The organism is Synechococcus sp. BA-124 BA4, assembly GCF_034931165.1.
The window spans coordinates 24,240-30,739 of record NZ_JAYGIA010000076.1 but is presented as its reverse complement, the minus strand read 5'-3'; the positions used below and the strand labels follow the sequence as shown (position 1 = coordinate 30,739).

Below are 6,500 nucleotides of genomic sequence, written 5' to 3'. Positions count from 1 at the left end.
CAGCTGGGAAAGAAGCTGCCCTGCCGCAACCTGGGAATGGCCAGGCTGAGGTCGCCCACCTGGGTGGTGAGCAGCCGCTCCCGGTAGCCGTTGCGATGGGTGGAGCGCTGATCGGGGCAGCGCTCATGGAGTTGAGCGCCCGTGAGGGCAGAAACCTCGGCTTCCAGCAGGTCCTGGAAACCCCGGCGCACGATCTCTGGGATCAGGGCGCCAGCGGTGGTGCCCTCCATGAGCTGGCTCAGCTCGGAGGCGCCACTATGGGTGAGGGTCATGGTCTGTGTTCGGTTTGGTGGTAGTTCTCCGAACAGGGTCACAGACCGGCCCACCCATTGCCACAGCTGAAATCTGAGGGAGGTGAGCCGTCAGCCCCGGCTACGCCGGGGCTGATCCTCCTGAGTTACACCACTTGCTGGGACGCCGCTCTGAGTAGCCACGCACAGCTCAGCGGTGACCGTGCTGATCCAGGATCAGGGGATCAAAGCGCACCACGAACGATTGGCACAACGCCTTGAGCACCTCAGGAATTGGCAATAAAAAGCTTAGGGAGCAATAGTCCTGAGCGAGCTTTGTAGGATTCAAAATCAGGGTAGCGCTCAAGCGACTTGTCTTTTTTGAGCATATTTGGGATGAAGATGCCGGCAGTGAACCCCCCCCAGAATGACGAAGGGAATCCAACTCGACGCTATCATCGCAAATGCTAAATAAATCAGAATTTCCCCTAGATAATTTGTATTCCGGCAGCGCGCGAAGAAGCCTTCCGTAATCAGGCCAGACTTGTATTTAAGTGTATAATGTTTTTGAGCATCACTGCTGTAATGCAGGAAAATTCCTACGATGCATATCGCCACTGCCGCCGCGATCAACGGCAAAGCTGGCTCAAGGCGACTGCTGATGAGGATGAATGGAGCAACCCAATATAAGCTTATCACTCCAAAGCCGAGCACACCTGTCGACCATGAGACCTCCTGCTCCCATTGTTTGTCAGGGTAAATTCTGTCTTTCAGTAGCCACAGTATTCCATAAGTACCGTGCAGAGAAAGATAGATCCAAGGCCCAAAAGTAAAATTTTGATAGGCGATCATCAAGCCCAGGACAAACAAAAACGTAGCGCCCTTGTGCAGATTGATAAAGCGCTTGATCTTCATGGCTACGTCTCTCAGAATTCCCAATCACAGTCTAGCAACAGGGGCTACCTGAGCCCCGGGCATTGCTGGAAGATAGCCCGCAATAACCTACATTGAACCCCAAGAAATGACGAGCCTTCCGTTCGACGTTTCAAGGAAACTCTACATCCAAACCAGAGACATCAACAATTCCTTCGATTCGGTGCAGTCGCCGGAAACGAATGACATGTGGCGAAACCTGATCTGAACGAGCACCAACTGCCATTCCGCGACAACTCCAGAACTCATCATGTTCAGGAAAGGACCCTGGACAGGAGTCGACTGAGTGAGCACACAGCTCCGGGACATCGATCGCTCCGTAAAGGTATCCCCATGGCCATATCTCCTTGATGGAGAACTGACAGAAGCTGCCTCTTCGCTTGCTCCACCACCAACCACGGCGCCGGTCTCGACTGCCGATTCCATCGGGCTGCGGTTCTCCTGCCTGGGACCCGGCCGCCGCGGGTTCCTTACAACCGACTCAGCAGCTCCTTTTTCTTCTCGGTGAATTCCGCCTCGCTCAGCACCCCCTTGGCCATGAGCTCACCCAGACGTTCCAGGGCGCTGATCACATCCCCGCTGGAGGTGGGGGTTTGGACTACCGCTGGCGCCGGGGCCGGGGCAGCTGGAGATGCAACGGAAGGACCTTTCGGGGAAAAAGGTGGCAGGCTCGAAAGACTGACGGAGCCATCCGGCGTGGAGAACATCACCTCGGCGCTGCTGCTGGCCTGGGCGATCCCGTTGATCGGATGGTCGCGGGCATCCAGCAGGCTGAGGGTGCCGTCGTGCTCCACGGCCAGGCAGCCCGATTCGGCGAACCAGGCGTAACGCAGATTGTTCTGGGCGCCGGTGGCGCTGGGGCTGCCCAGCTCCGCAGGCCACCAGTTCTCGAATCCGGCCATCGGCTGCATCGGCTGCATGGCCATTGGCTGCATCGGCTGCATCGCCATCGGGGCCATGGCGAAGGAGGCCGATGACTGTTGGTGCCCGCCGCCGGAGCTGCTCTGTTGCTGGCTGCCGCCATGGCCCGATTGCTGCTGGCTGCCGCCGCCCATCGAGGTGAGGCTGGAGAGGCTCACCGTGCCGCCCGGGGTGGCGAAAACCACGGTGCCGCCTGAGCCCTGCTGCTGGGACAGACCGGCGATCTGATGATGGCCCGTGTCGTACACCGACACCTGGCCGTTCGACTGAATGGCCAACCGGCCAGCGGACGGGAAGAAGGCGTAGCTCATGTCGTTCTGACTGCCCAGCGCCGCGGGGACGCCCAGCTCGGCGGGCCACCATGTATCCCGGGGATCCGGCACGAACAGGGGCGACCCGCCTCCTGCTGCAGCCATGGGCGCCATCGCCGGCAGCGACGACTGGGCGGCCCAGCCGCCGCTGCTCTGGGCCTGGAAGCTTCCTGCGCTGGCCGGTTGGGGCTGGTGGCCGCCAAGCTGAGCTGCGATCGCCTGGCAGAGCCCATCCACCCTCGCCTTGAGGGAGTGGTTGAACATGTCGCCGATCATCAGCATGCCCCCCCGCATCCACTGGCCGGAGCCGGCGAATTCAGGATGGTCGAACTGGGCCATGGCGCCTTTGCCACGCAGCATCGCCAGCATCATGTGGGTGACGGCGTCCTGGCTGAAGCCGTACTGACGAGCCAGGTCGCTGGCGACCTTCCGGCCTGCATCGGTGATCTGTTCCATGGCGTGGGCGGGTCTCTGGGCCGTGTCTGAAGGAATTCCGGAAACGCTGATTTCACCCCGACCCTGCCCTGCAATGGGGCCACGTCATTGCCGAAAGACCGATCCGCCTGATCAATGGGCAGGAGGCGAACCGGCCGGGTCGATGCAGACGTGACGGGGTTTGGGTTCGGTTGCCTGTTCGGGAGATGGCGGCTGACGCTGCTCCCGCACCGAATCGATCGGCTCTGCCGAGACGAAGAATCAATCCTTTCCTGAACCGTCAAACTACCATTGGGTTGGCGTCCTCATCCTGCTTCGTGCCGATGCCGGCGCAGCAGGCACAGGACCTCACCCCCCGGTTGCGGCTCAATCAGCTGGGCAGGGCCTGCTCCTCGGGGAATGGCATGGTCCTGAGCACTGCGCTGAGTCCGGGCCGGTCCCTCCACGTGGTGATGGGCTCCAGTGCGGGCAGCCCTGGAGGACTGCCGTGCCACTTCGACCTGAATCGTCAAGCGTGCCGCTATGACCTCCAGCAGACGCAACGCCAGCGATGGTCCTGACCCTGATCCTGGGCGATCAGCTGCACCGCGAGTGGTTCACCCCCTCGCCGCTGCAGCTCATTCCCGGGAGCCGGGTGCTGATGATCGAAGACCTCGCTGTGGCCTCCACCTACCGGTACCACCAGCTGCGCCTGCTCCACACCTTCGTGGCGATGCGCAGCTTCCGCGACGCGCTGAACGAGCGGGGGCTGGCGGTGCACTATTTCGAGCTGCCGGCTTCGTCGGGTGTGTCGTTCTGGGAGCGGCTGGCGGCAGAGCTGGGTGCAGACCGGGAGCTGCAGGTGGCGGAGATCGCCGACCGCAGCTTCGGGCAGAGGCTGCAGCAGTTCTGCCGCGAGCACGGGGTACGGCTGACCGTGCTGCCCTCACCCGCGTTCCTCGAATCGGCCGCCGAGAGTCGGGCCTGGTTCGAAGGACGTCGCCGGCCCTTCATGAAGACGTTCTACGAGCGGCAGCGACGGCGCCTGGGGCTGCTGCTCGAAGACGACGGGAGCCCCAGCGGCGGCCGCTGGAGCTTCGATGTCGAGAACCGCCGCCGGCTGCCGAAGGGCTACCAGGAACCACCGCTGCCGGCTGTGGCGACCAGTCCCCATGAACCGGTGGTGCGACAGCTGATCGCCACCCACTTCAGCAGCCATCCCGGGGTGCCGGGGGAGCTCTGGATTCCCGTCGATCACGACGGCGCCGACGCCTGGCTGCAACGGTTCCTGCAGGACCGCCTCGACGGATTCGGCCCCTACGAGGACGCCCTGAGCGCGCGTCTGGGCACCCTGCACCATTCCCTGCTCTCTCCCCTGCTCAACATCGGCCTGCTCTCTCCGGCCATGGTGATCGCAGCCACCCTCGCCCATGTGAAGCAGCGGCAGGAGTGCGACCAACCGGCGCCGATCGCCTCGCTGGAGGGCTTCCTGAGACAGGTGATCGGCTGGCGGGAGTTCGTGCGCGGCATCGATCTCGTGCATGGCGACACCCAGGCCGGCAGCAACTTCTGGAACCATCGACGCCGGCTGGCGCCCTGCTGGACCGACGGCAGCACCGGCCTGCCGCCACTGGATGCGGCGATCCGGCGGCTGAATCGCACGGGCTACAACCATCACATCGAGCGGCTGATGGTGATCAGCAACCTGATGCTGCTCTGCGAGATCCAGCCGACGGAGGTGCACAGGTGGTTCATGGAGCGTTATCTGGATTCCTATGAGTGGGTGATGGGCCCGAACGTCTACGGAATGGGCCTGATGAGCGATGGCGGCATCTTCGCCACCAAGCCCTACATCTGCGGCTCCAACTACATCCTCAAGATGGGAGATTTCAAGCGCGGCCCGTGGTGTGACATCTGGGACGGTCTCTACTGGCGCTTCATCGATCATCACCGGGCCTTCTTCCAGGCCAACCCCCGCCTCTCGATGAATGTGCGCCTTCTGGATCGCATGGATCCCCTCCGGCGAAATGGCCTGTTCGTCGCGGCGGAGGCGTTCCTGGAGAGCGCCACGATGGATCGGCCTTGAGCGTCGCGCTGCCTGTGCCCAGCTCCGATCCAATGAACACCGATCCATCGGCCACCGATCCAGCCGGCGGCAAGGCACAACCGCCTGCACCCGCTGCCCTGCTGGAGCGGCTGGCGGGAGTGTCCGGCATGGAGCGCGGCCAGCGCCGACTCGTGCTGCTGCTGAGCCAGCTGGGGGATTTCGACAGCCTCGAATACGCCCAGGCCCTGGCCCCGGTCCTGCCGCAGCTGGCGACTGCCGGCATCGCCGTGCTGGCGATCGGCATCGGCAACGAGGCGGGCCGCCAGCGCTTCTGCGCCTTCACGGGGTTTCCACTTGAATGCCTCCAGGTGGACGACGAACCCCAGCTGCACCGGGCTCTGGGGCTCTACGAGGGCCTCCGGCAGATCGGCGGGCCATGGCCGACCCTGCTGCTGATGTGCGCCGGCATCGGGTCCCCCGGAACCCTGGCCGAGGTGTTGCGTGGCTACTCGGGCGATCGCAGCGCTCCCCAGCGGATCGCCGACGAGGAGACCATCCAGGCGGGCCCCCTGCCGCCGATCAAGGGGGCATTCTTCGCCAGAGCGGGCGGGACCGGGTTCCAGCGGCCCTTCGAGCTGGCCACGGTGCGACTGCGCAACATGACCGAAGTGCTGGGTCACTGGCGCACCTACGTGCCGCGCGACGACTTCCTCACCCAGCGGGGCGGCACCTTCCTGCTGGAAGCCGACGACACGCTGCTGTACAGCCACCGGGACCGTGGCATTCTCGGCTTCTCAGCGACCATGGCAAGGCCGCTCAGCTTCCTGGATTCCTTTCTGAGCTGACGGTTCTGCTGATCGGTGGATGGTCACGTCAGACAACACATGAAGGTCCTGGATAAGGCACTTCATCAATCTTGATTCATTCATGCATCGTCCCCGTGTCCGGATTGCACTTGGCCTGTTCGTTGTTCGTGGCTCTGGTGCTCGGCCTGGTCAGTCATCCACAGCTGGCTGCTCAAAGCGCTGAGCCAGGGACGGTCTCGGCCGCTCCTGGGCGGGGTTCCGTGGCGATGATCATTGGAGAGGGCGGAAATGTCGGGGTGCTCACCGGCTCAGAAGGCCCTTTGCTGGTGGATGCCAAGTTCGCCAGGTTGGCCCTGCCGGTGCTCACCTTCGAGAACACACTGCGGCTGCATCTCGATGACGGGACCATCGACCTGTTGCACCTGCCTGCTGCTCACACGGACGGCAATACCATCGTGCACTTCAACACGGCCAACGTGATTCACAGAGGTGATGGGTGCTGGAACGGCATGTACCCATTCATCGACGCCTTCCATGGCGGCAGCCTCTGGGGCGATCGCTGGAGTGGACCGTGTTCTTGCCCTCGCGGGGCCAGAGACCCGCATCATCCCCGGGCATGGAGTCGTGGGGGGGGGAAAGGTTGAGTTGGGGAGCTATCGCACCATTCTGGCCAGCGCCCGCAAGCGTCTGTCGACTCGGAAACAGCAAGGATTGAGCGCCGAGCAGGCTGTAGCCGCTCAACCCCTGGCGGATCTGGAGGAGAGATGGGGGAAGGGTTTGTTCAAGGGCGACCGCTGGATCGCAGTGATCCGGGAGGGCGAGTGAGGTCATGCCTCAA

The 6,500-nt window shown here is 63.1% G+C and carries 7 protein-coding genes; 2 read left to right on the top strand and 5 right to left on the bottom strand.

All coding sequences use genetic code 11. The features are described from left to right. The 4 genes from VB734_RS10060 to VB734_RS10045 form a co-directional block, all read right to left on the bottom strand. Positions 1-230, bottom strand: a 230-nt coding sequence (locus VB734_RS10060) for a transposase (RefSeq protein WP_416238051.1), incomplete at its 3' end; no start/stop codon positions are given. Positions 231-441: 211 nt separating this feature from the next. Further along, the gene (locus tag VB734_RS10055) at positions 442-597 is read right to left on the bottom strand and encodes a hypothetical protein (protein WP_322781534.1); all 156 of its coding nucleotides are present in this window, start codon (positions 595-597) and stop codon (positions 442-444) included. Beyond that, a complete protein-coding gene (locus tag VB734_RS10050; protein ID WP_322781535.1) occupies positions 594-1,145 on the bottom strand; it encodes a DUF1295 domain-containing protein in 552 nt (183 codons plus the stop codon). The genes VB734_RS10055 and VB734_RS10050 overlap by 4 nt, the downstream gene beginning before the upstream one ends. 488 nt (positions 1,146-1,633) lie before the next feature. Next, on the bottom strand, positions 1,634-2,851 hold the full coding sequence (locus VB734_RS10045; protein WP_197164712.1) for an SHOCT domain-containing protein: 1,218 nt from the start codon (positions 2,849-2,851) through the stop codon (positions 1,634-1,636). 529 nt (positions 2,852-3,380) lie between these two features. Here VB734_RS10045 and VB734_RS10040 point away from each other — a divergent pair. Together VB734_RS10040 and VB734_RS10035 are read left to right on the top strand one after the other, a co-directional pair. After that, complete coding sequence (locus VB734_RS10040; RefSeq protein ID WP_197164714.1) at positions 3,381-4,895, top strand: cryptochrome/photolyase family protein; 1,515 nt, start codon at positions 3,381-3,383, stop codon at positions 4,893-4,895. 128 nt (positions 4,896-5,023) lie between these two features. Further along, complete coding sequence (locus VB734_RS10035; protein WP_197166946.1) at positions 5,024-5,701, top strand: peroxiredoxin-like family protein; 678 nt, start codon at positions 5,024-5,026, stop codon at positions 5,699-5,701. Between the two features lie 269 nt (positions 5,702-5,970). Here the strand turns inward: VB734_RS10035 and VB734_RS10030 are convergent, their stop codons facing one another. Further along, positions 5,971-6,198 (bottom strand): hypothetical protein, encoded by a 228-nt coding sequence (locus VB734_RS10030; protein WP_197164716.1) that lies wholly within the window; start codon positions 6,196-6,198, stop codon positions 5,971-5,973. Positions 6,199-6,500: the final 302 nt, after the last annotated feature.

Coding starts and splice junctions, on each gene's coding strand:
- VB734_RS10050 (WP_322781535.1), bottom strand. CDS start 1,145: ATGAAGATCAAGCGCTTTATCAATCTGCACAAGGGCGCTACGTTTTTG.
- VB734_RS10045 (WP_197164712.1), bottom strand. CDS start 2,851: ATGGAACAGATCACCGATGCAGGCCGGAAGGTCGCCAGCGACCTGGCT.
- VB734_RS10040 (WP_197164714.1), top strand. CDS start 3,381: ATGGTCCTGACCCTGATCCTGGGCGATCAGCTGCACCGCGAGTGGTTC.
- VB734_RS10035 (WP_197166946.1), top strand. CDS start 5,024: ATGGAGCGCGGCCAGCGCCGACTCGTGCTGCTGCTGAGCCAGCTGGGG.
- VB734_RS10030 (WP_197164716.1), bottom strand. CDS start 6,198: ATGGAAGGCGTCGATGAATGGGTACATGCCGTTCCAGCACCCATCACC.